General features: G+C 66.6%; 20 protein-coding genes. 15 read left to right on the top strand and 5 right to left on the bottom strand.

All coding sequences use genetic code 11. The features are described 5' to 3' along the window. The first annotated feature begins 26 nt into the window (after nucleotides 1-26). On the top strand, nucleotides 27-335 hold the full coding sequence (locus SP6_RS07200) for a hypothetical protein (RefSeq protein WP_037567740.1): 309 nt from the start codon (nucleotides 27-29) through the stop codon (nucleotides 333-335). Nucleotides 336-680: 345 nt separating this feature from the next. On the opposite strand, the gene SP6_RS07195 is transcribed toward SP6_RS07200, so the two are convergent. Beyond that, nucleotides 681-3,338 carry an Rne/Rng family ribonuclease gene (locus SP6_RS07195; protein WP_172463272.1) on the bottom strand — a complete coding sequence of 886 codons (2,658 nt, stop codon included), beginning with the start codon at nucleotides 3,336-3,338 and terminating at the stop codon, nucleotides 681-683. Between the two features lie 488 nt (nucleotides 3,339-3,826). On the opposite strand from SP6_RS07195, the gene SP6_RS07185 reads away from it, so the two are divergent. Continuing rightward, nucleotides 3,827-5,086 carry an N-acetylmuramoyl-L-alanine amidase family protein gene (locus SP6_RS07185; RefSeq protein ID WP_007403706.1) on the top strand — a complete coding sequence of 420 codons (1,260 nt, stop codon included), beginning with the start codon at nucleotides 3,827-3,829 and terminating at the stop codon, nucleotides 5,084-5,086. Between the two features lie 87 nt (nucleotides 5,087-5,173). Here SP6_RS07185 and SP6_RS07180 read toward each other — a convergent pair whose 3' ends face one another. Beyond that, nucleotides 5,174-5,881 (bottom strand): VIT1/CCC1 transporter family protein, encoded by a 708-nt coding sequence (locus SP6_RS07180; RefSeq protein WP_007403899.1) that lies wholly within the window; start codon nucleotides 5,879-5,881, stop codon nucleotides 5,174-5,176. 486 nt (nucleotides 5,882-6,367) lie between these two features. Here SP6_RS07180 and trhO point away from each other — a divergent pair, with 486 nt between their 5' ends. From trhO to SP6_RS07150, 6 genes are all read left to right on the top strand, one after another. Then, complete coding sequence (trhO, locus tag SP6_RS07175) at nucleotides 6,368-7,321, top strand: oxygen-dependent tRNA uridine(34) hydroxylase TrhO (protein ID WP_007403777.1); 954 nt, start codon at nucleotides 6,368-6,370, stop codon at nucleotides 7,319-7,321. A 77-nt stretch (nucleotides 7,322-7,398) separates the two neighbouring features. Further along, complete coding sequence (locus SP6_RS07170; RefSeq protein WP_042468755.1) at nucleotides 7,399-9,897, top strand: penicillin-binding protein 1A; 2,499 nt, start codon at nucleotides 7,399-7,401, stop codon at nucleotides 9,895-9,897. Between the two features lie 64 nt (nucleotides 9,898-9,961). Beyond that, nucleotides 9,962-11,089 (top strand): peptide chain release factor 2, encoded by a 1,128-nt coding sequence (prfB, locus tag SP6_RS07165; RefSeq protein ID WP_007403755.1) that lies wholly within the window; start codon nucleotides 9,962-9,964, stop codon nucleotides 11,087-11,089. 1 nt (nucleotide 11,090) lies between these two features. Next, nucleotides 11,091-11,840, top strand: coding sequence for a class I SAM-dependent methyltransferase (locus tag SP6_RS07160; RefSeq protein ID WP_007403934.1), 750 nt, complete (start codon nucleotides 11,091-11,093; stop codon nucleotides 11,838-11,840). 136 nt (nucleotides 11,841-11,976) lie between these two features. Beyond that, on the top strand, nucleotides 11,977-12,423 hold the full coding sequence (locus SP6_RS07155; protein ID WP_007403699.1) for a hypothetical protein: 447 nt from the start codon (nucleotides 11,977-11,979) through the stop codon (nucleotides 12,421-12,423). An 8-nt stretch (nucleotides 12,424-12,431) separates the two neighbouring features. After that, nucleotides 12,432-13,172, top strand: a complete 741-nt coding sequence (locus SP6_RS07150; protein ID WP_007403672.1) for a TorF family putative porin — start codon at nucleotides 12,432-12,434, stop codon at nucleotides 13,170-13,172. Nucleotides 13,173-13,193: 21 nt separating this feature from the next. On the opposite strand, the gene SP6_RS07145 is transcribed toward SP6_RS07150, so the two are convergent. Further along, a complete protein-coding gene (locus SP6_RS07145) occupies nucleotides 13,194-13,586 on the bottom strand; it encodes a JAB domain-containing protein (protein WP_007403872.1) in 393 nt (130 codons plus the stop codon). 85 nt (nucleotides 13,587-13,671) lie between these two features. Between SP6_RS07145 and SP6_RS07140 the strand changes: the two genes are divergently transcribed. The 7 genes from SP6_RS07140 (at nucleotide 13,672) to SP6_RS07110 (ending at nucleotide 20,834) form a co-directional block, all read left to right on the top strand. After that, a complete protein-coding gene (locus SP6_RS07140; protein WP_007403909.1) occupies nucleotides 13,672-14,466 on the top strand; it encodes a thymidylate synthase in 795 nt (264 codons plus the stop codon). Then, nucleotides 14,463-14,933, top strand: coding sequence for a dihydrofolate reductase (locus SP6_RS07135; RefSeq protein WP_007403823.1), 471 nt, complete (start codon nucleotides 14,463-14,465; stop codon nucleotides 14,931-14,933). The genes SP6_RS07140 and SP6_RS07135 overlap by 4 nt, the downstream gene beginning before the upstream one ends. A 98-nt stretch (nucleotides 14,934-15,031) precedes the next feature. Continuing rightward, nucleotides 15,032-16,084, top strand: coding sequence for a GGDEF domain-containing protein (locus SP6_RS07130; RefSeq protein WP_042468752.1), 1,053 nt, complete (start codon nucleotides 15,032-15,034; stop codon nucleotides 16,082-16,084). A gap of 33 nt (nucleotides 16,085-16,117) precedes the next feature. Continuing rightward, entirely contained in the window at nucleotides 16,118-17,056 is a 939-nt protein-coding gene (locus SP6_RS07125) for a bifunctional riboflavin kinase/FAD synthetase (RefSeq protein ID WP_007403654.1), read from the top strand. 35 nt (nucleotides 17,057-17,091) lie between these two features. After that, nucleotides 17,092-19,923 (top strand): isoleucine--tRNA ligase, encoded by a 2,832-nt coding sequence (gene ileS, locus SP6_RS07120; RefSeq protein WP_007403850.1) that lies wholly within the window; start codon nucleotides 17,092-17,094, stop codon nucleotides 19,921-19,923. After that, nucleotides 19,916-20,422 carry a signal peptidase II gene (gene lspA / locus SP6_RS07115; RefSeq protein ID WP_007403662.1) on the top strand — a complete coding sequence of 169 codons (507 nt, stop codon included), beginning with the start codon at nucleotides 19,916-19,918 and terminating at the stop codon, nucleotides 20,420-20,422. Before ileS ends, lspA begins: the two co-directional genes overlap by 8 nt. Next, on the top strand, nucleotides 20,415-20,834 hold the full coding sequence (locus tag SP6_RS07110; RefSeq protein ID WP_037567737.1) for a DUF3035 domain-containing protein: 420 nt from the start codon (nucleotides 20,415-20,417) through the stop codon (nucleotides 20,832-20,834). The genes lspA and SP6_RS07110 overlap by 8 nt, the downstream gene beginning before the upstream one ends. A gap of 81 nt (nucleotides 20,835-20,915) precedes the next feature. Here SP6_RS07110 and SP6_RS07105 read toward each other — a convergent pair whose 3' ends face one another. Both SP6_RS07105 and SP6_RS07100 read right to left on the bottom strand, forming a co-directional pair. Further along, nucleotides 20,916-22,085, bottom strand: coding sequence for an energy transducer TonB (locus SP6_RS07105; protein ID WP_037567734.1), 1,170 nt, complete (start codon nucleotides 22,083-22,085; stop codon nucleotides 20,916-20,918). Nucleotides 22,086-22,251: 166 nt separating this feature from the next. Continuing rightward, complete coding sequence (locus SP6_RS07100) at nucleotides 22,252-23,088, bottom strand: TorF family putative porin (RefSeq protein ID WP_007403947.1); 837 nt, start codon at nucleotides 23,086-23,088, stop codon at nucleotides 22,252-22,254. Nucleotides 23,089-23,176 lie beyond the last annotated feature (88 nt).

The raw sequence follows: 23,176 nt of genomic DNA, 5'->3' as shown, positions 1-23,176 counted from the left end.
GAACGGGGGGCGAACGAATGATGGGCATGATCGCGACGGATGCAACGGCACAGGCCCCATTGGCTTGTCGTCTGGCGCCGGAGCAGCGGTTGATACGACGCCTGTTCGACCTGCCCCTGCCAATGCGCGAGGCGCTGGTGGCGGCGGCGGGCGATACGGTGTCGGAGGTCGGCGGCCTGTTCCATGCCTCTGATGTCGGGGGACGGGCCCAGGGGCCGTCCATGCGCTTCGTCCAGGGGTATCGGGTAGGGCGCTCTGGCTGGTCTGGGCAGAGCAGGGCGGGATCGCGCATCGTTACCGGGTGTTCGGCCTCCGCGAGACGGGCAAGGGCGTGATGCCGGTGGCGCCGCCGGACGGGGGACATCCGAACTCACTTTGTGCCGTGTCGCAGAAGATGGTGGCGCGGACGCCGCTCTGAAGAGCTCTTGCATTCCTCCCCTGTAAGGGGAGGGGGACCATGCGCAGCATGGTGGAGGGGTGTCGCCAGCGGTGAGGGTTTGCTTGCCTCGCCAATGGCGACACCCCTCCGTCAGGCCTGCGGCTTGCCACCTCCCCTTCCAGGGGAGGATGAGTGGGCGTGACGGGCGCGGCCCCTCCACGTCCTCTGCAACCGCCCCAACGAAAAACGCCCTCCTTCCGCCGGGGGAAGGAGGGCGTCTTCATTCACACCGGTTCGGCGATCAGGCGCCGAAGGTCCGCTGCCACCAGCCGCGACGCGGAGTTTCGGCGGTAGGGGCTTCGGCGTCCGCAGCGGCCGGTTCCTCGGCCGTCACGGTTTCCACCTCGGCGGGCGCTTCCTCGGCGACCGGCTCGGCGGCGACCTTGGGGGCGGCCTTCTTGCGGGTGCGCTTGGGCTTGGCCGGGGCGGCTTCCGCTTCGACCGCAACGGGCGCTTCCTCGGCGACCGGCTCGGCGGCGACCTTGGGGGCGGCCTTCTTGCGGGTACGCTTGGGCTTTGCCGGCGCTTCCGCTTCGACCTCGGCCGCAGGCGTTTCCGGCGCAGCCTCGGCCACCGGAGCTTCCGTCGGCGTCTCGGTCGCCTCGGTCACGGCCGGTGCGGCCTTGCGAGCGCGCGGGCGACGGCGGGTCTTGGGCGCCTCGGCCGCTTCGGCTTCGGCGACCGCCAGCGGCGTCGTCACCGGCGCGGCATCGCCTGCTTCGATCGGCTCGGCGACGGACAGCGGCGCTTCGGCCTGATCGTCATCCGACTCGGCCTCAACCGCGGACTCGCCGGCTTCGTTCGCGCCATTCTCGCCCCGGCGACCGCCACGACGACCCCGACGCCCGCGACGACGACGACCGCCTTCTCGCGGTTCGGCCTGCTCGGCCTCGCTCGCTTCGACGACCTCTTCCTCGGCGCTCTCTTCGCTTTCGGCCTCGTCGAACTCGGCGTCATCGGCCGATGCTTCGTTCTCGGCCTGCTCGCCACCCTCGGCTCCGCCACGGTTGCGACGGCCACGACGGCGGCGACGGCGCTTGCGACCACCACCTTCGCCGTCTTCACGCGGTTCGCGAGGGCTAGCGGCTTCGGTCGCTTCTTCCTCGACCTCTTCCTCTTCTTCCTCTTCGATCTCGTCGATCAGATCGTCCTCATCCTCCTCGACGGGCAGGAGCATGTCGATCTTGGGCGCATAGGCCGGCGGCGGGCCCGAGGCCTCGACCGTCATGCGCGCACCCTCTTCCTCGCGGTCGGGGATGATCTCGACGGTGACGCCGTAACGATCCTCGATCTCGGCGATGTCGGCACGCTTGCGGTTCAGCACATAGACGGCGGCTTCCTGGCTGGCGCGCAGCGTCAGGATCGAGCCGCGACCGCGCGCGGCTTCGTCTTCGATCAGGCGCAGCGCCGACAGGCCCGACGACGACGCGGTGCGGACCAGGCCGGTGCCTTCGCAATGCGGGCAGGGGCGGGTCGAGGCTTCGAGCACGCCGGTGCGCAGCCGCTGGCGGCTCATTTCCATCAGCCCGAAGGACGAGATGCGGCCGACCTGGATGCGGGCGCGATCGTTCTTCAGCGCCTCCTTCATCGCCTTCTCGACCTTCCGGACATTGGAGTTGTTGTCCATGTCGATGAAGTCGATGACGACCAGACCCGCCATGTCGCGCAGGCGGAGCTGACGCGCGATTTCCTGCGCGGCTTCGAGGTTGGTCGCGGTCGCGGTCTGCTCGATATTATGCTCGCGGGTCGAACGCCCCGAGTTGATGTCGATCGAGACGAGCGCTTCGGTCGGGTTGATGACCAGATAGCCGCCCGACTTCAGCTGGACGACCGGATTGTACATCGCGGCGAGCTGGTCCTCGACATGCGCGCGCTGGAACAGCGGGACGGCGTCGGCGTACTGCTTCACCCGGCGGGCGTGCGCGGGCATCAGCAGGCGCATGAAGTCCTTCGCCTGGCGATAGCCTTCCTCGCCCTCGACGATCACTTCCTCGATCTCGCGATTGTAGATGTCGCGGATCGCACGCTTGATCAGGTCGCTGTCGCCATAGATCAGCGTGGGCGCCGACGAATGCAGCGTCTTTTCACGGATACCGTCCCACAGGCGGGCGAGGTAATCGAAGTCGCGCTTGATCTCGGTCTTGGTGCGCTGGAGCCCGGCGGTGCGGACGATGCACCCCATGGTCGAGGGCAGCGCCATCTCGGCCATGATGGTCTTCAGCCGCTTGCGGTCGGCCGCGTTCGAGATCTTCCGGCTGATGCCGCCGCCGTGGCTCGTGTTGGGCATCAGGACGCAGTAGCGACCCGCCAGCGACAAATAGGTGGTCAGCGCCGCGCCCTTGTTGCCGCGCTCTTCCTTGACGATCTGGACCAGCAGCACCTGGCGGCGATGGATGACGTCCTGGATCTTGTAGCGGCGGCGCAGATTCTGGCGACGCTGGCGCAGCGCCTCGACCTGGTCGTCATTGACGGTCGACTTCTTCGGGCGCGGCGCGCCTTCGCCGTCCTCATCGTCGTGATGGTCGTCGGCGTGATCGTCATGATCCTCGCCGTCATGATCCTCATCGTCCTCGGCGTCGAGCTCGGCGCGAAGGGCTGCCTCTTCGGCGGCATGCTCGGCCTCTTCGCGCAGCAGGGCTTCGCGATCTTCCTTGGGGATCTGGTAATAGTCGGGGTGGATTTCCGAAAAGGCCAGGAAGCCGTGACGGTTGCCGCCGTAATCGACGAACGCCGCCTGCAGCGACGGTTCGACGCGGGTCACCTTGGCAAGGTAGATATTACCCTTGAGCTGCTTGCGCTCGGCGGATTCGAAGTCGAATTCCTCGATCCGGTTACCCTTGACGACGGCCACGCGGGTTTCTTCCCGGTGGCGTGCGTCGATCAGCATACGCGTGGTCATTATGAAGTCTCCACGCGCGCGCCGGGCTCTGAGGCTGCCGTCGCGCGCGGTAAATAAGGTGGGCGGCGGCGCGAGGCGCCGGTCCGCTGGTCAAAAGGGCGTGTGTGGCCGTCGCAGTCGCAGCGCCGGCAACGGGGCCGGTGCGGACCCACGACACCGCGATCCCGCCGGCAGGGGCCGGTCGGTCAGCGGGGTGGATCATATGCGTCATGCGAGCGTCAACCTGGTTGGCCTTGCGCGCGATCAGGCGTCGCGTTCCCGGCCTTGGAAGGATGGCCCCGCCCCCGATCGTTGGGAGAGGTGATCGAGGCCGGGGTCCGCAGGATTGCTAGCATTACAACTCACTTTGCGCAACAGGCGGCGAATCGCCGCTTTGCCGGCGAAAAAATGCCGAATTGCCGGTTAACCAAATGTTGAAAGCCCCCCGTGACCCACCGGGGTCTAGCCCCAAACGGTCGATCTCCGGATCGCCAAAAGGGGTTTGCGTAATGGCTTTTCGCTGGACCAGCAGTCGCTGGGCGCGGCATGACAGCCGGGCCGTGTTCATGCTGCTCACATTCCTGCTGGGGGTGTTCGCCCCCGTCAGCGCCTTCGCCGCCAAGGTGCAGAAGGTGGTGGTGCGCGGTGCGCAAGTGATCATCCGGTTCGATTCGCCGGTGAAACGCGCGCGCAGCGTCATGTTGAACGAGCCACGGCGAATCGCGATCGACGTGGTCGGCGCCTCGCCCGGCGGCGGGGCCGGTGGACGCGGGCCCATGCCGATCGACCAGGGGGTGGTGCGCACTTTGACCCAGAGCGTGGTCAAGCCCGACGTCACCCGCCTGCGCTTCGAACTGGCGGAAGATGCCATGATCTTCGACGGCGGGTTCGACAGTGACGGGCGGCAATTGTCGCTGACGCTCAAGCCGCTGCGCCGCGGCTATACGCAGGCGAGCTTCGTCGGCGCACTCGATTTCTTTCCGTTTCATTTTCCGGGGCGCAAGCCCAGCTACACTCTGTCGGTGCCCGTGCCCTCGGCGGCGCGCACGCTGCCGCTTCCGCGCGTGCAGGGCGCTGACAATCGCCCGCTGGTCGTGATCGATGCGGGCCATGGCGGGGTCGATCCCGGCGCGATCAACCCGCAGACGGGCTTGCGCGAAAAGGACGTGACACTGGCCATCGCCAAGGCGATCCGCGACACGCTGGTCGCCAGCGGCCGGGTGCGCGCGGCGCTGACCCGCGAGGACGACCGCTATATCCTGCACCGCGAGCGCTATAATATCGCGCGGCGGCTGCATGCCGACCTGTTCATCTCGATCCATTGCGACAGCGCCGGTGCGGGCGAGGCTCGCGGGGCCACCGCCTATACCCTGTCCGACGTCGCCTCCGACAAGGAAGCCGCGCGCCTCGCCGCCCGGGAGAACAAGGCCGATGTGATCGCGGGCGTCGATCTGGGCGGTAACAGCGACGTTTCCTCGATCCTGATCGACCTGGCCCAGCGCGAGACGATGAACGCCTCGGCCAGCTTCGCGCGGCTACTGGGCCGCGAGGCGCAGCCGCTGATCCCGGTCAAGCCCAGCTTCCACCGCATGGCCTCGCTGATGGTGCTCAAGGCGCCCGACATGCCGTCGATCCTGTTCGAGACGGGCTATATCTCCAACATGCAGGACGCGGCCTTCCTCGACAGCAAGGACGGACAGAAACGGATCGCGCAGGCGGTGCTACAGGCGGTCGAGGTGCATTTCGCGCGGCGGATGGCGTCGCGATAAGGAGGGAGGCTACGCCATCTTTCCCATTTTTGGCTGCCGCCATTGGGGGGGGTGTAGGCCTGCCCACTCGCCCAATGCACATCGCGCTCAGATCACGGTACCGGTCAGCGTTCCGATCAGCGCCGTGATTCCCATCGCCAACGCCCCCAGTATGACCACCCGCAGCATCCCGCGAGCGACCGGTGCCCCGCCGGCTCGCGCGCCCAGGGCGCCGAGTAACGCCAGCAGCATGAGAGCGGTCGCGGGCACCGCATAGAGGACAACCCCGCGCGGGGCGAGTGCGGCCAGAACGGGCAATATGGCCCCGGCGCTGAACGCGCCCGCAGAAAACATCGCCGCTTGGAGTGGGTTCGCGCCGCCTTCGTCGGCCATGCCGAGTTCGTCGCGACGGTGCGCCCCAAGCGCGTCATGCGCCATCATCTGTTCCGCCACGCGATAGGCCAGGATGGGCTCGACCCCGCGCATCTCATAGATGGCGGCCAGTTCACGCGTTTCGGCGAGCGGCGCGCGATCCAGTTCGGCCGCCTCGCGCAGCAGGTCGGCGCGTTCGGTATCGGCCTGCGAACTGACCGAGACATATTCCCCCGCCGCCATCGAGAGTGCCCCTCCGACCAGCGCCGCTACGCCTGCCAACAGGACGGTGCCCGCCGTCGCGCCGGGAGCGGCTGCGACGCCCACGATCAGGCTGGAGACGGAGATGATGCCGTCATTCGCGCCCAGTACGGCGGCCCGTAGCCATCCGGTCCTATGCACCAGATGGTGTTCGCCGATGGTGTGGCAATTATCCTCAGTCATATTTCGGTATAAGTAGCCATATTGTCGAATGAAGATGTCTATTCGATAAGTATATCCAGGCAATATGTCTAGACATTGGTTATGCGGAATCATCTATCAGAAGCGGACAAAGGAAGTTTTGAACATGAAAATTAATCGCAACTTGGTGAGGGCATTAATGGAGGGGTTTCTTATAATTGACCTATCTAGCTTGGCATTGGATTGTACTTGAAAATACTCGGTAAAAAGCGCGCTCAGCGCAGAGCCTAGAGGTGGGATCGAGCGTTGTCCGTTGCCCTGTGCGAGTCGGCTCGTATCTGTGGTCATCGGGAGGCAAATGCTCGGAAGCCGGAAAGGGCAATCGCCGATGCCGCACGCCCAGGCGTCGCCGATGGCCGACTGAGTTGTGTAAGAGGGCTGCAAGGCGGCGACCGTGATTCCCCTATGACAACACTGGCGAGGCTGCCCATCTGGCTGTAACCAGCGGATAGGCGTAAAGGCGCGGCCATGATCCGCGTCTGTGCCCTTTACCGTTTCGCCACCTTCCCCGACCCCGCCGCGCTGCGTGAACCTCTGCTCGCCGTGGCGGAGGCCCATGGCATTCGTGGTACGCTGCTCCTCGCGAACGAAGGCATTAACGGCACCATCGCCGGCACGCAGGACGGGATCGAGGCGGTGCTCGACCATATCCGCACGCTGCCCGGTTGCGCCGAGCTCGACTATAAGGACTCGACCGCCGAGACGATGCCCTTCCACCGGATGAAGGTGCGGTTGAAGCGCGAGATCGTGTCGATGGGCGTCGACGGCATCGATCCCACCCGTGAGGTCGGCACCTATGTCGCGGGCGCGGCGTGGAATGCGCTGATCGCCGACCCGAAGACCGTCGTGATTGACACGCGCAACGATTATGAGGTCGCGATCGGTAGTTTCGACGGCGCGGTCGATCCGAAGACCAAGAGCTTCCGCGACTTTCCCGACTGGTTTCGCGCCAACCGCGACGAACTGCTCGCCGGCAAGACCCAGGTGGCGATGTTCTGCACCGGGGGCATACGCTGCGAAAAGGCGACCGCCTTCCTGAAGGCCGAGGGCGTGGAGGATGTCTTCCACCTCGACGGCGGTATCCTGAAATATTTGGAGACGATGCCGGCCGAGGAAAGCCGCTGGCAGGGCGAATGCTTCGTCTTCGATGCGCGCGTGGCGGTCGGCCATGGGCTGGAGCAGGGCAGTCATGCACTGTGCCATGGTTGCCGGATGCCGGTCAGCCCCGAGGATCGCACCTCGTCGCTCTATGTCGAGGGCGTGAGTTGCCCCGCCTGCCACGGCACGCGTGATGCGGAACGGCTGGCCGCCTATGCCGAGCGGCATCGGCAGGAGCGGCTGGCGGCGGCGCGAGGGCAGACGCATGTCGGTGCGCGCTTCGACCCCAAGGACGATCGGCGCGACGAACCGCACGCGCCCTGAGCCCCAAGTGACGGCAAGGGAGTGGCAAGGCGGGTGGCAAGCTCGGGCGAACCTGCTACACGGGCCGGCGCAAAGCCATGGCCGTTGATCCCTCCCACCCGTCCGATTCCCCCGAAACCCCGCGCCGGCGCCTGTGGAGCCGTTGGTGGGTGAAGGCGCTGGCGGCGCTTGCGCTGCTGGCCGCGATCGGGGCGGGGGTGTTCTGGCTGGTCTTCATGCGCGACCTGCCCTCGGTCGATGCGCTCAAGGCTTATGAGCCGCCGCTGCCCACGCATGTCCGTGGCATCGATGGCACGCCCATCCAGTCCTATGCCCGCGAACGTCGCGTCGAGCTGTCGTACAACGAATATCCGCCGCTGCTCGTCCGCGCCTTCCTCGCCGCCGAGGACAAGAGTTTCTTCGAGCATGGCGGCGTCGATTATCCGGGTCTGGCGGGCGCGGTGCTCGACTATGCCAAGAAAATGGGGAGCGGCCGGCGCGCGCGCGGCGGTTCGACCATCACCCAGCAGGTCGCCAAGAACCTGCTGATCGGCAACGCTTACTCGCCGACCCGCAAGATCCGGGAGGCGATCCTCGCCTATAAGATCGAGGCGACGCTGACCAAGCCGCAGATCCTGGAGCTCTATCTCAACCAGATCGCACTGGGCCGGAACGCGTTCGGCGTCGAGGCGGCGGCGCATGCCTATTTCGACAAGGAATTGAACGAGCTGACGCTCGGGCAGATGGCCTATCTGGCGGTGCTGCCCAAGGGGCCGTCCAATTACGACCCCATCCGCCATCCCGACCGCGCACTGGAGCGCCGCGCCTATGTGCTGCGCGAGATGCTCAGCAACAACTTCATCACCCGCGCGCAATATGATGCGGCGATGGCCGAACCGCTGGGCACTGTGCTGCGCCGCACGCCCAAATATGCGCAGGTCGGCGGCTATTTCGTCGAGGAGGTCCGCCGCCAGCTGATCAAGCAGTTCGGCGAGAATGCGCAGAGCGGGCCGCACAGCGTCTATGAGGGCGGTCTGTGGGTGCGCACCTCTTATGACAAGCGCCTGCAGGATCTGGCGACCGAAGCCCTACGTGATGGTCTCGTCCGGTTCGAGGGCGGGCGGGGCTGGTCCGGGCCGATCCGCCATGTCGATCTCGACGGGGACAATTGGCAGCAGGCGCTGCTCAATACCAATATCGGGCTGGACTATCGCGACTGGCGTGCCGCCATCGTGACCGCCAAGGACACGGGCGAAGCGACGATCGGTTTTGCCAATGGCCGCACCGGTACGCTGCCGCGTTCGGCGGCGCAGATGCCGCGTCGGGGCACGGCGGCGACCGCGTTCAGCGCGCTGAAGGTCGGCGACATCATCGCGGTGGCGCCGCAGGGCAGCGACTTCGGCCTGCGCTCCGTCCCGCGCATCTCGGGCGGCTTCGTGGTCGAGGAACCGGCGAGCGGCCGCGTACTGGCGATGCAGGGCGGGTTCGACGCGCGGCTGCAGGCGTTCAACCGCGCCACCCAGGCCGAGCGCCAGCCGGGTTCGACGATCAAGCCGATCGTTTATTCCGCCGCGCTCGACCATGGCATGACGCCCGCCTCGATCATCGTCGACGGGCCCTTCTGCGTCGATCAGGGGGCTGGGCTGGGTACCAAATGCTTCCGCAACTTCGGCAACTCGGCCGGCGCGGGCCCGCACACCATGCGCTGGGGCATCGAGCAGTCGCGCAACCTGATGACGGTGCGGACGGCCTCCACCGTCGGCATGAAGAACGTCGTCGCGATGATCAAGCAGATGGGGATCGGCGATTTCCCGCCCTATCTGGCCTATGCGCTGGGCGCGGGCGAGACGACGGTGTCGCAGATGGTCAACGCCTATGCGATCCTGGCCAATAACGGGCGCGGTGGCGATCCCTCGCTGATCGACTTCGTGCAGGACCGGCATGGCAAGGTGATCTGGCCGGAGAATTGGCGCGCCTGCGACCGGTGCAACATGGCCGATTATGACGGCAAGCCGATGCCGCGCCCCGTCACGCATCAGCGCCAAGTGCTCGACGCGATGACCGCCTATCAGATGGTGCACATCACCGAGGGCGTGATCCAGCGCGGCACCGCCACGGGCTTGCGCGATCTCGACCGGCCGATGTTCGGCAAGACCGGCACCAATAACGGCCCGACCGATGTGTGGTTCGTCGGCGGCACGCCGCAATTCGTCGGCGGCCTCTATATCGGCTATGACCATCCGCGTTCGCTGGGCGGCTATGCGCAGGGCGGGACGATCGCGGTGCCGATCTTCCACCAGTTCGCGGTGAAGGCCTATGAGGGGCTGGAGAAGCTGCCCTTCCGCGCGGCGCCGGGCATCCGCATGGTGCGGATCGACCGGGCGAGCGGGCGGCCGGTCTATGGCACCTTCCCGACCGGCAACGATCCCAAGCCCGCCGTGATCTGGGAAGCGTTCAAGCCCGAAAGCGAACCGCGGCGTCGCGCGCGCCGGGCGGCCGAGGCGACGACCCAGTCCGCGCCCGCGCCGACCGGGCCGGCCACCCCGGCTCCGCCGCGCGATAGCGATTTCTTGCAAAGGGAAGGCGGAATCTACTAGCCCGCTTCCCATATGACGTTTTTCCGCCCGTTTGGCGGACGCACGACCGATTCGGAGAATATTCATGCGCGCTGAAGCGCAGGCTCATGTCGACACGATCAATGATGCGCTGGCGCTGCTGCGCCGCTTCCTCGACTGGGACCGCGCGCTGCGCCGCCTGGACGAGCTGAACGCGCGCGTCGAGGATCAGGCCCTGTGGAACGACCCCAAACAGGCGCAGGCCGTGATGCGCGAGCGTCGCCGTCTGGACGAGGCGATCACCGCCACCCGCGCCATCGAGAACGAACTGTCGGGCACGGTCGAGCTGATCGAGCTGGCCGAGATGGAGGGCGACGAGGAGCTGGAGAAGGAGGCCGTCACCAGCCTGGGCGATCTCGCCAAGCGGGCCGAGGCCGACAAGGTCAAGGCGCTGCTGGCCGGTGAGGCCGACGCCAATGACAGCTATATCGAAATCAACGCCGGGGCGGGCGGTACCGAGAGCCAGGACTGGGCCGGAATGCTCCAGCGCATGTACACGCGCTGGGCCGAGCGCCGCGGCATGAAGGTCGAGTTGATCGACTATCATGCGGGCGAACAGGCGGGCATCAAGTCGGCGACTTTGCTGGTCAAGGGCGAGAACGCGTACGGCTATGCCAAGGTCGAATCGGGTGTGCACCGGCTGGTGCGGATCAGCCCGTATGACTCCGCCGCGCGCCGCCACACCAGCTTTTCGAGCGTGTGGGTCTATCCCGTGATCGACGACAATATCGAGGTCGAAATCAACGAGAGCGAGCTGCGCATCGACACCTATCGTGCGTCGGGTGCGGGTGGTCAGCACATCAACACCACCGACTCGGCGGTGCGCATCACCCACCTGCCGACCGGCATCGTGGTGCAGTGTCAGAATCAGCGGTCGCAGCACAAGAACAAGGCCGAGGCGTACAACCAGCTTCGTGCCCGCCTGTACGAGCGCGAACTGGCCGAGCGCGAGGCGGTGGCCAATGCGGAGAACGCGACCAAGACCGATATCGGCTGGGGCCACCAGATCCGCTCCTATGTTCTCCAGCCCTATCAGTTGGTGAAGGACCTGCGCACCGGCGTCACCTCGACCGCGCCGGGTGACGTGCTGGACGGCGATCTCGACGCCTTCATGGCGGCGGCGCTATCGCAGCGCGTGACCGGCGAGGCGGTCGCGGTGGAGGATGTCGACTAAGATGCGTATCCAGGGGGCGGGATCGATCCTGGCGGTGGCGCTTGTCGCCGCGCTGGGAAGCGCCGTGGCCGGCTGCGACGGCTCCAAGCCGCTCATCAACCAGCAGGACGACGACAAGCCCGGCCCCTTTCCGGCGGCGGATCGCCCGGTGGCGGACGTCGTCTCGTCGCGCTGGTCGAGCGAGGATGCCCGCGACCGGCTGCGCGAGGCGGATCAGGTCATGAACCGGGCGAAGATCAAGCCGGGCATGACCGTCGCCGATATCGGCGCGGGCGAGGGCTATTATACCGTCCGCCTGGCGCAACGCGTCGGCAAGGAAGGCCGCGTGCTGGCCGAGGACATCGTCACCGCCTGGCGCGACCGGCTGGCCGAGCGCGTCGCGCGCGAGCGGCTGGACAATGTCAGCGTAAAGCTGGGCGAGGCCGCCGATCCCAAGCTACCCCCCAACAGCTTTGACCGGGTGCTGATGGTACATATGTATCATGAGATCGGTCAGCCCTATGAATTTCTCTGGCGGCTCTATCCCGCGCTGAAGCCCGACGGGCTGGTCGTGGTGGTCGACGCCAATCGCCCGACGCGCGCGCACGGCACGCCGCCGGCGCTGCTGAAATGCGAGTTCGAGGCGGTCGGCTTCACCCAGGTGTCGATCGAAAGCATGCCATCGGCCGGCGGCTATCTGGCGACCTTCCGCGCGACCGGCCCCCGGCCCGAGCCGAGTGCGATCCGGCCCTGCCGCATGAAGGCCAATTGAGCCGCCATTTTCCGTCGCCAACCCACTGACAGACTTGGAACATGACAGATCTGTCATGTATTGATTGTCCATCGGCCCCGCACGGTGTCGATACGCCACCGGCCAGCATGGGTCGGGGCACGCCAAGGAGACGAACATGAACATGCTGTTGATCGCCGGGCTGGTGCTCGGCGCCGCCGCCGCATCCGATGGAGCGATCGAGCACCAGGTGCAGCTGGATCATCATTCCGGGCCGGTCGCGGTCCGCTACAGCGCCGATGTCGGCGTGACTCACAGGCAGATCGGCGCGGTGGCCACCGGCGGGCGTCCCTCGACGCTGCGCTGCATGTGGTCGGCGAACATGACCGTCCACCGCGAGGCGCGCGCGACCGCCGGCACGATGCTGACCCGCAGCGCGGCGCGCGACGGCGTGATCCGGGGCAGTCGCGCCGGATGGTGCGGCACCAACCGCCAGGCGATCGCGCAGGAGGTGGCGCAGCGCCGCGATGCGCTGCATGACCATCTTCAGGCCGTGGCGCAGGAGGATCACCCGATGCTGCGCGCCGAAATGGATCGCTTGCACCCGGAGACTCGCGAAGGATGAATGTAACCATGCGTACCGCCCTGGTGGCCGGCCTGTCGCCGGCCGCCTTGGCACTGGCCGCGCCGGCCCTGGCGCAGGACCGCCCCGCGATCGGGGTCGAACTGAACAGCGACGAGAATCGGCGCGGCCTGAGCTGGAGTGAGGGCAAGGTGTCGCCCTCCGCCGATATCTTCGTCACCAGCGGGGTGCTGGAGGCGAGCGGTCGGATCGTCGCCCTGCGCGAGTCGGTCCGCCATGGCGGCGCTGGCGCGGTCGGCGATCTGAGCATAGGCGCTGGCACCATGGTCGGTCCGGTCAGCTTGCGCGGGCGGGTGACCGGCCATCTCTTTGAGGGCGCAGGCTTCCATGCCGATTATGTCGAACTGGGCGGGTCGGCGGCCTATACGCTGGGGCCGGTGCAGGTCGATGCGGGGGCGGACTATGCACCGTCGCAGGACGCGATCGGTGGCGACAATCTCTATCTCCACGCAGGTGCGCGGGCCGGCGTGCCCGGCACGCCCTGGACCCTGCTGGCGGGGATCGGCCATTCGTCGGGCAAGGTCGACGACGCCTTTCGCGCCGCACGGCTGCGGCCGGGCGGGGACTATACCGACTGGCGGCTGGGCGTGGAGCATGTTGCCGGGCCGGTCACGCTGGGGCTCGACTATGTCGGCACCGATGTGTCGGAGCGGGCGGCCGCCCCATACCCGCTGGCGGATGCGAGCCATTCGGGCGATCGGATCGTCGGGCGGGTGCGCTTCGGTTTCTGAAGCTTCGAAGCGCCTGGAATTTTACAGCATCCCGAGTGCCCGCAGGCTCGTCACCTGACCGCTGCCGAAGATCAGATGGTCGAACAGCCGTACCTCCAACAGGTCCAGCCCTTGCGCCAATCGCCGGGTGAGCGCGAGGTCGGCGGCGCTGGGGCGGGGGTCGCCGCCTGGGTGATTGTGCGCGATCAGCACGCCCCGGGCGGAGAACAGGATCGCATCGCGGACAATATGGGTGAGCGGAACCCTCGCCGAATCGGCATGGCCCATCACATGGCGCAAGCCCAACAAGCTCCGTTCCGAACCCAGATAGGCGATCGCCACCGCCTCGGTCGTACCGGCAGCCAGCGCCGCGAACAGGCTTTCGGCATCCTGGCGCTTGGCGATACGGAGGGTAGGGCAGGGTAAGCGGGACACGTCCAGTCCTGCCCCGCCACGCCGCCCGGTGCAGCTTCAGACGGCTCCGCTTGCGACACGATGGCCGCAGCGCTACGTCCTGGCCATGCGCCAATATCTCGACCTCATGGACCGGGTGCTGACCCAGGGTGTGCAGCAGATGGACCGCACCGGCACCGGCACGCTGTCGGTCTTCGGCCACCAGATGCGCTTCGATCTGGCCCAGGGTTTTCCCGTCCTGACCACCAAGAAGCTGCATCTGCGCTCGATCATCGTCGAACTGCTCTGGTTCCTGCGCGGCGACACCAATGTCCGCTGGCTGCAGGAGCAGAAGGTGAGCATCTGGGACGAATGGGCGGACGAGGCGGGCGACCTCGGCCCCGTCTATGGCAAGCAGTGGCGCGACTGGGCGACCGCGGATGGCCGCCATATCGACCAGATCGCCGAGCTGATCGAACAAATCCGTACCCAGCCCGCCTCGCGCCGCCAGATCGTGTCGGCCTGGAACCCAGGCGACCTGCACGCCATGGCGCTGGCACCGTGCCACTGTCTGTTCCAGACCCATGTCGCGAATGGCCGCCTGTCGCTGCAACTCTATCAGCGCTCGGCCGACATCTTCCTGGGCGTGCCGTTCAACATCGCCTCCTATGCCCTCCTCACCCATATGCTGGCGCAGCAATGCGATCTGGAGGTGGGCGAGTTCATCTGGACCGGCGGCGACTGCCACCTGTACCTCAACCATCTCGAACAGGCGCGTACCCAGTTGGGCCGGGAGCCGGGCGCGCTGCCCCGGCTGGAGATCACGCGTAAACCCGACGCGATCGACGGCTATGCGCTCGAGGATTTCGTGCTCCACGACTATGTCGCGCAGCGGCATATCAAGGCGGTGGTGGCGATATGATCGTCTTCGTCTTGGCGCGCGCGCGCAACGGCGTGATCGGCCGCGACGGACAGCTTCCCTGGCACCTGCCCGCCGACCTGAAGCATTTCAAGGCGCAGACCATGGGCAAGCCGATGATCATGGGCCGCAAGACGTTCGAAAGCTTTCCCGCACCTCTGCCCGGACGGCGGCACATCGTCCTGACCCGCGACCGCCGGTGGAGCGCCGAGGGGGCGGAAGTGGCGCATGATGTCGAGGGCGCGCTGGCGCTGGCGGGGCCGGGCGATGTCGCGATCATCGGCGGGGCGGAGATCTTCGCGCTGTTCCTGCCCCATGCCGACCGGATCGAACTGACCGAGATCGAGGCGGAGCCGGACGGGGACGCCATGGTCCCCGCCTTCACCGGTTGGGACGAGGTCGCGCGTGAAGCGCATCCGGCGGAGAATGGCCGGCCGGCCTATGCCTTTGTCTCACTCATGAAACGATGACTCGTTAACCACGATTCTGCCTATCTGTCGCTTCAATTGTATCAAAAAGCCTCTTAGGCTGCCCGTGACATTCATCTGCGGGTCGATCACGGCACGCGATGATCCTATCGAGCAGGCAGGACCGGATGATTTGGTGCGGGGCGGCGGACGGGCTGGGTCGACCGGGTGTCGATGCGCAAGACGGTTGGGACGCCGAGCATGAGGCGGCGCTGTTCCTGGAAGAGCACCGGCTGGAGCCTACGCCCGACAGCCATGCCCTGGCGCTCTATGCCCTGCGTCACCCCGACAGCGCGCTGGGGCGCGAGGTGGCGCGCCGGACCGATGGCGGCGTCCGCCTGACCATCGAGGATGTCGAGGCGCTTCGCCCGTTGCTGCGCGCGCATGAGGAAGCGGGGCGGGGCCATGGCGAGTGGCAGCGCGATCTGGGCGTCCAGGCCGAGCGGCTGGAAACGCTGACCTCCGACGCCCGCCAGATCACCAGCGACTTCACCAGCGACATGGCCGCCCTGTCGCGCGCGCATCATGAGGCGCCGGATGCCATGGCCACGAAGGACATGGCCGGCCTGCTCCAACAATTGATCGCGCGCATCACCAAGACCGAACGCGATCTGGCCGAGCTGTCGGGCAATATCGCCAGCTTGCGCGACCGGATCGAGACGGCGCCGCGCGAGGACGATGTCGACCAATTGACCGGCGTCATGAGCCCCTCCGGCGCGCGGCGGCTGATCGCGGAGCTGCCCGACAATCCGCGTGGCTATGTGCTGGCGACCTGCGGCCTGGACGATCTGGACGATATCGAGGCGCGCTATGGCCGGTCGGTCGCGGACAATGTCCTGCGCGCCTTCGTCGTCACGCTGCGCCAGACCTGTCAGGGCGTCGATATCATCCGCTGGCAGGACAATCTGTTCGTCGTCCTGCTGCGCGGTCGGCCCCTCTCGCAACTGGCGGGGATGATGGAGGAAGCGCGCGCGGCGATGCTGGCGCGTACGCTCCGCCTGCGCGGATCGGGCGAGCCGATCGGGGCCGTCACCCTGTCGGCGGGCGTGGCGGTCGGCATGGCGGTGCCGATGCAGGAGGCGTTCGACCAGGCCGAGGCCTTCCGCGCCATCGCCAGCGCCGGGCAGGGCAATCGCGTGGTGTCGCGCGCCTAGCCAATTCGGTTGGGGCTGCTATAGCGCGCGGCCATGCAGCGTCTTGATGGCGCGAAGCCCGTTCCGGCGTCTCTGGCCGGCGGGATCGTCGCGCTGGGCAATTTCGACGGATTTCATCTCGGTCATCAGGCGGTGGTCGGGGCCGCCGTCGCGCGTGCCCGGGCCGAGTGGCGTCCGGCGCTGGTCGCGACCTTCGATCCGCATCCGGTCCGCCTGTTCAAGCCCGACGCCGAGCCCTTTCGACTGACCAGCCTGGAGCAGCGCGCGCGGCTATTTGCCGCTGCCGGCGTCGATGCGATGATGGTATTTCGGTTCGATGCCGCGCTGGCCGCGCTGACCGCACGCGCCTTTGTCGAGGAGCGGCTGCTCGGCGATCTGAAGATTGGCGGCGTGGTAACGGGCGAGGATTTCACCTTCGGCCGTGGCCGCAGCGGGACGGTGGCGACGCTGCGCGACTGGGGGCGGGAACTGGGTTTTTCGAGCGACGCGGTGGCGCCCGTCGCGCTCGACCGGGAAACGGTGTCCTCGACGCGGATCCGCCAGCATCTGATCGCCGGCGAACCGCGCGACGCCGCACGGCTGCTGACGCGCCCCTTTGCGATCGAGGGCGTGGTCCAGCATGGCGACAAGCTGGGCCGGACGATCGGCTATCCCACCGCCAATCTCGACATGGGCGATTATCTGCGCCCCGCTTATGGCATCTATGCCGTGCGCGGGCGGCTGGACGATGGGCGCGTGCTGGACGGTGCGGCCAATCTGGGCATCCGGCCCCAGTTCGACCCGCCCAAGGAATTGCTCGAGCCGTATTTCTTCGACTTTCAGGGCGACCTGTATGGACAGCGCCTGTCGGTCGAGCTGATCGACTATCTGCGGCCCGAGGCGAAGTTCGACTCGCTCGACGCGCTGGTTGCGCAGATGGATGCCGATTGCGCGCGTGCCCGGACGATACTGTCGTCGCATAATCCGGCATGACGTGTTAACCTAAAGTCGCTAAGGGCCTGTCCCCTATGACCGACGCGCCCGATTATCGCGACACCGTCTTCCTGCCGAAGACCGATTTCCCCATGAAGGCGGGGCTTGCCGCCAAGGAACCGGCGATTCTGGATCGCTGGGCCAAGATGGGGCTGTACGACCGTCTCCGCCGGGAGCGTGCGGGGCGCGAGCGGTTCATCCTGCATGACGGCCCGCCTTATGCGAATGGCGACATCCATATGGGCCATGCGCTCAACAAGGTGCTGAAGGACATCATCGTCCGCTCGCAGAGCCTGATGGGCAAGGACGCGCCCTATGTCCCGGGCTGGGACTGTCACGGCCTGCCGATCGAGTGGAAGGTCGAGGAAGCGTATCGCGCCAAGAAGCTGAACAAGGACGAGGTGCCCGTCGCGCAGTTCCGCGCCGAGTGCCGGGCCTATGCCGACACCTGGGTCGGCACGCAAAAGGCGCAGTTCGAGCGGCTGGGCATCATGGGCGACTGGGCTAACCCCTATCTGACCATGACCTATGACGCCGAAGCGGTGATCGCGGGCGAGCTGCTCAAATTCGCCGAATCGAGCCAGCTCTATCGCGGCGCCAAGCCGGTCATGTGGTCGCCGGTCGAAAAGACCGCGCTGGCCGAGGCCGAGGTCGAATATGAGGATATCGTCTCGACCCAGATCGATGTCGGGTTCGAGGTGACGAGCTGCCCCGAATATCCTGACTTGGTCGGCGCGCTGGCGGTCATCTGGACGACCACTCCCTGGACGATCCCGGTCAACCAGGCGCTGAGCTATGGTGAGGCGATCGACTATCTGCATTTCGAGACCGGCGGGCGTCGTTACCTGATCGCCGAGCCGCTGCTCCCCGCCTTCACCAAGCGGACTGGCATTGCGATGGAGAATTTCATCGCGCTCGCCAAGGGCCCGGTGCTGGAAGGCGCGACGGCCAAGCATCCGATGCACGCGCTGGGCGGTTTCTTTGCCAAGCCCCGCCCGTTCCTGCCGGGCGAGTTCGTTACCATCGAGGCCGGTACCGGCCTGGTCCATATGGCCCCCGATCACGGCGAGGACGACTTCCTGCTGTGCAAGGCGCATGGCATCGACCCGGTCTTTGCGGTGCAGGGCGACGGCACCTATCGCCCCGACTGGGCATGGCTGGGCGGCCAGGGCAGCGTCATCAACAAGAAGTTCGTCTCCGCCGACGGCCCGATCTGTTCGGACCTGCGCGAGGCAGGCGCTTTGCTCTCCGCCTCGGACGATTTCCAGCACAGCTATCCGCATAGCTGGCGCTCCAAGGCCAAGGTTATCTTCCGCGCCACGCCGCAATGGTTCATCCCGATGGACCGTGCCGACGCGACGCTGGTGCCGGAAATGGCGATGGCGCAGGTCGATCCGATCTCGGGCGTGACGCCACTCCTCACCGTGCCGCTGGGCAATGGCGCGACGCTGCGTCAGACCGCGCTCGACGCGATCGAGCGGACCCGCTGGGTGCCCGAGCGCAGCCGCAACCGTATCCGCTCGATGGTCGAGGGGCGTCCCGACTGGGTCATCAGCCGCCAGCGCGCCTGGGGCGTGCCGATCGCGCTCTATGTGAACCGTCAGACCGGCGAATATCTGAACGACAAGGCCGTCAACGCCCGCATCATCGCGGCCTTCCGCGAAGGCGGGGCGGACGCGTGGTTTACGGCCGATCACCAGGTGCTGCTGGGCAGCGACTATAACCTCGCGGATTTCGAGCCGGTCAACGACATCCTTGACGTGTGGTTCGACTCCGGCTCGACCCATGCCTTTGTGATCGAGGCGCGCTATGGCGAAGGCACGCGCGCGAACCTGTATCTCGAAGGATCGGACCAGCATCGCGGCTGGTTCCAGTCGTCTTTGCTCGAATCCTGCGGCACGCGCGGCCGTGCGCCCTATGATGCGGTGCTGACCCACGGCTTCGCGCTCGACGGGCAGGGGCGCAAGATGTCCAAGTCGCTGGGCAATGTCGTCGATCCGCTGAAGATCATCGGCGAGTCGGGTGCCGACATCCTGCGAATCTGGACCGCCTCGACCGATTATTTCGAGGATGTCCGCATCGGCAAGGAGGTGCTCGCCACCGCCTCGGACAGCTATCGCAAGCTGCGCAACACCTTCCGCTATATGCTCGGCGCGCTTGACGGGTTTACGGAGGAAGAGCGCATCTCGTTCGACGCGATGCCCGAACTGGAACGCTATATCCTCGCCCGCCTGACCGCACTCGACACCGAGCTGCGCCGTGCGGCCGATGCCTATGAGTTCAACCGCTATCTGCGCGCCCTGACCGATTTCGCGAATGAGGATCTGTCGGCCTTCTTCTTCGATATCCGCAAGGACTCGCTCTATTGCGATGCCGCGACCGATCCGAAGCGGCGCAGCTATCGCACCGTGCTCGACATCCTGTTCCATGCGCTGGTCCGCTATGCCGCGCCGATCCTGTGCTTCACCGCCGAGGAAGTGTGGCAGGCGCGCTATCCGTCGGAGGATGGCTCGGTCCATCTGCTCGAATGGCCCGAACTGCCGCAACTGGGTGAGGATGAAGTCCTCATGGCGCGCTGGGCCGAGATCCGGGGCTTGCGTGCGCAGGTGACCGAGGCGATCGAGCCGTTGCGCCGCGAAAAGACGATCCGTTCGTCCAATGAGGCGGAGGTGACCGTGCCGTCGCTGCCGCTCGACCCGCAGGGCCTGGCCGAGGCGTTCATCGTCGCCGATGTCGCGGCGGCCGATACGGTCACCGTGACGCGCACCACCTATCACAAATGCGGTCGCTGCTGGCGGCATCTGCCTGATGTCGCGGCGGATGGCGAATTGTGCGGGCGCTGTGCCGAGGTGGTCGCGCATGGCTAAGCTGCCCGGCCGCGGTCTGGCGACCGCCGCGATCCTGTTCGTCGTCGATCAGCTCATCAAATGGGTGGTGACGGGGCCGATGGACCTGCACATGCTCGGCGATGTCCGCGAGATTGTCAGCTTCTTCAACCTGCGCTTCGTGCCCAATTACGGCATCTCGCTGGGGCTGCTGACGGCCGACAGCAATGCCTCGCGCTGGGCGCTGGTCGCGATGACCGGCGCGATCGCGGTGGCGGTGGCGTTCTGGATGACGCGCGAGCGCAGTCCGGTGGACCAGATGGCACTTGGCTGTGTCCTGGGCGGCGCACTGGGGAACATCGTCGACCGGGTGCGACTGGGCTATGTCGTTGACTTCGCCGATCTGCACTTCGGCGAGTGGCGGCCCTTTTTGGTCTTCAATGTCGCCGATGCGGCGATTACGATAGGCGTTCTGGTTTTGCTGGCGCGTGCGCTCCTCGTGCGCGACCGGCCTGCTCCTGTGGAGAAGAGCAATGCGTAAGTTGGTGCCCGTCATCGCAGGTCTGGCCTGCGCCGCGTTGCTGACGGGATGTGGGGCCGGGCGTGGCCTGGACCGGGCGCGTCCCGACGAATTCGCCGTCGCGCGTCAGCCCTCACTGGTCATCCCGCCCGATTTCGCGCTGGTCCCGCCACAGCCGGGCGCCGCGCCCGTGCAGACGCGTGGTGGCCAGCAGCAGACGCTGGACGCGCTGTTCGGTGGGCAGGCGGCGCGCAGCCAGTCGGAATATGGCCTGGTGCAGAATGCCGGCGGCGACAGCGCCGATGCGGGCATCCGCTCCTCGGTCGGCGACCCGTCGACCAACGTCGTCGACAAGGGCGCGACCACCCGTGACATCGTCGCCGCCCCCGAAGGCGACGGCCAGGACGCCCGCGCCGCCGCCGGCACGCGCTGATCCCCCGACAGGTTCGAGAGAGAAGGGGCCGGGACGCTTTATGCGCCCCGGCCCCTTTTTTCGTGGTACCGAGGCTGGGGCTCAATAGACGGGCGCCGGTGCCCCTTCGCCATCGATAGCGGGCATGGTCTTCGGCCCCATCTTGAAACGCACCTTGTCGACGCAGCCGGTATAGCCTTGCTGGCTCGGCGCGAAGCGCGCGCTGCGCAGCACCGTCATCGCGCTATGGCCGAAATCGCTTGAGGGTTGCGCGGCGATGACCTTCAGATTGCCCAATTCGCCCCAGGGCGCGACATCATAGCTGACGACGGCCCAGCCCTCGATCGAACGGCGGCGAAAGGGTTCGGGGAAGCGCAGTTGCGGCGGCGTCGCCCAGTCATGCTCGTCGGGGCAATGGCCCTCCACCTTGGTGTCGCGGATCGCCTCGGGCATGTCAGGGGCGGGCAGCGTGGCCGGCGCGCGCCAGAAGGGGTAGAAGCAACCGGTGCGCTTGCCACCGGTGAAGCGCGAGGCACGGATGGCTTTCAACGCCGCGGCATCGAGCGCGGGGTTGGCCGTTCCGGTCAGCAGCGTCGCCGCCACCGGCTTGCCCTTGGCATCCAGATCATAGCGGACCATCGACCAGTCGCGCACGCCCGGCGTGGCGGGTAGCTTCTCGAAATCGGGAAGGACACGGACCAGTGGCTGGGGCTGCGGATCTTCCTGGCAGGTGCCGCCCAGGGAGCGGATGCGCGTCCAGCCGTCCTTGGGAAGCGCACCCGACAGCGGATGCACGGTATAGGACATTAGTTCAGGCACATCCGCCTGATCCAGCGGCGTGGCGCGCAGCGTATAGGTGACGCGGCAATCCTGCCGAGCCTTGTCCGCCACGAACCGGGTGGCGACCAGGGCAGGCGTCACGTCCTCGCCATACAGGATGAAGTCTGGGCCATCATGCGTCACCGACACGGGCCGCCCCGCTTCGTCGATGGCGAAGTGGAGCGTCACCTCACGGTCGTTCATGTTCGCGCCGCTCCAGCCGAGCATGTTCCAAGGCCGACGGACGGACATGCCGGTCACGGTGGCACCGTCGCAGGTGACCGGCCCGGGTATCCATTGCAGCAGCATACGCGACGATGCGGACGGCGCTGAGGCATGGGGCGCGGGACCGACCGCGAGAATGGGGGGCGGAACCTTCTGTTTCTGGGGGGCGGCGGGGACGCCTGACAGTAGGTGCGTGGACAACAGGGTGAGGAATAGCGGCCGGATCATCGCGAAAGCCTCCCAATCGCACGCCGGATCGCGACGTGCTTAGGGAATGGAGCTTATGAAGCCTTCATGACGGGCGCGAGTCTCCGCCATGATCGTGACCGCTTTTTTAAACGGAAAGGGCGGCCCCGTCGCCGGCGCCGCCCTTCACCTCCCGGTCGTGCCGCCGTCAGAAGGCGGCGGTCAGCGAGAAGACCACCGTGGCATCGGCGATGCTCGCGCCGCCCGGTACCTGCCCCTTGGAGAAGTTCGGCTGGAGATAGGCCGATTCGGCGCGGGTGATGTCGGTGTCGATATAGGCGACGCCCAGCGTGATGTTCTTGTACGCGGCGACGTCGGCACCCAGCATCCAGTCCCAATATTCGCCGGTCGGCGACAGGCTGGTGCCGTTGGGGCCCAGGCCCGGATTGCCCTTGGAATAACCGATATGCGCCTTGGCGGTAATCGGCGTGTTGGGGATGCCGACCGTGCCGTCGCCGGTCAGATAGAGGTTATCCCAGCGCTGGCCCCGGCTGTACGAGGTGTTCGAGAAGTTGCCGAGCGAGGTCTGCTTGGGCGCGTAATAGACGCCCGCGGTCAGGTTGGCGGGGCCCGCCGTGCCCGACAGGCGGCCGAACAGCTCGACCACGTCCGATTCGGAAAAGCCGCCCGGATAGGTGTACCAGGTGACACCGACATCGGCCGTCGCATTGCCATAGGTGTGCTTGTAGCCGACGATGCCGTCCAGCTCCATGTTCGCACCACCGAACGTGCCCCAACCGGCCAGGTTGGATGCGAAGGTGCCAATATAGAAGCCGCTGTCATGGGCGATGGTCAGCGCGCCCTGGATCGCGGCGTTCTTGTTGGTCTGCGAAATGCCGCGCAGACGATAGTCGGTCAGGATCGCGGCGCTGCCGCTGATCGTGATGGGGGAGGGCGGTGCGGTTTCGGAGCCGCTGTCCTGCGCAAAGGCGGGCGTCGCGGCGACCAGCGAGAGGCCGCCAAGGAGGATCGTGGAGAAGCGCATCGTTTCCCTTTCAAACGGAAATTCGATGTTCTCACCTGCAACCTCGCGGCGATGTGGCCTCTGTCATGTCGGGTCGAACCCGGCGGAC

The sequence above is a fragment of the Sphingomonas paucimobilis NBRC 13935 genome (assembly GCF_000739895.2).
GTDB lineage: Bacteria > Pseudomonadota > Alphaproteobacteria > Sphingomonadales > Sphingomonadaceae > Sphingomonas > Sphingomonas paucimobilis.
The sequence above is the reverse complement of the archived record's forward strand: the minus strand, read 5'-3'. Positions and strand labels throughout refer to the sequence as shown.